The 250-nt window shown below is 54.4% G+C and carries 1 protein-coding gene; it reads right to left on the bottom strand.

Annotated elements, in window-relative coordinates:
• The coding region (locus LJE08_RS14250) for a Nif3-like dinuclear metal center hexameric protein (protein WP_227403613.1) at window positions 1-231 on the bottom strand (231 nt) is incomplete at its 3' end.
• Between the last annotated feature and the right edge of the window lie 19 nt (window positions 232-250).

Here is a 250-nt window from a genome sequence, read left to right as displayed (position 1 = left end):
CGCCACTCGCTTGATCAGCTGCTGTTGATCGGCTGGATTGACGATCAAACGGGCCCCATTAAGCTGAAACTTTTCCAGACACCATTGACCAAATGCTGCTGGACTCATTGGCTGCAATAAGTCGCCCAGCCGTCCCATTCCATAGTCGCGTCCCGAGATCGGATCAATCCCCGTAATCTGCAGCGGCTCAACGTTGGTCAGCTCTAATTGGGCCGCCAGCCAATCGTTCATCCCGCCTTGACAATGCCAA

Source organism: Holdemanella sp. DFI.5.55 (assembly GCF_020593575.1).
GTDB lineage: Bacteria > Bacillota_I > Bacilli_A > Erysipelotrichales > Erysipelotrichaceae > Holdemanella > Holdemanella hominis.
The sequence above is the reverse complement of the archived record's forward strand: the minus strand, read 5'-3'. Positions and strand labels throughout refer to the sequence as shown.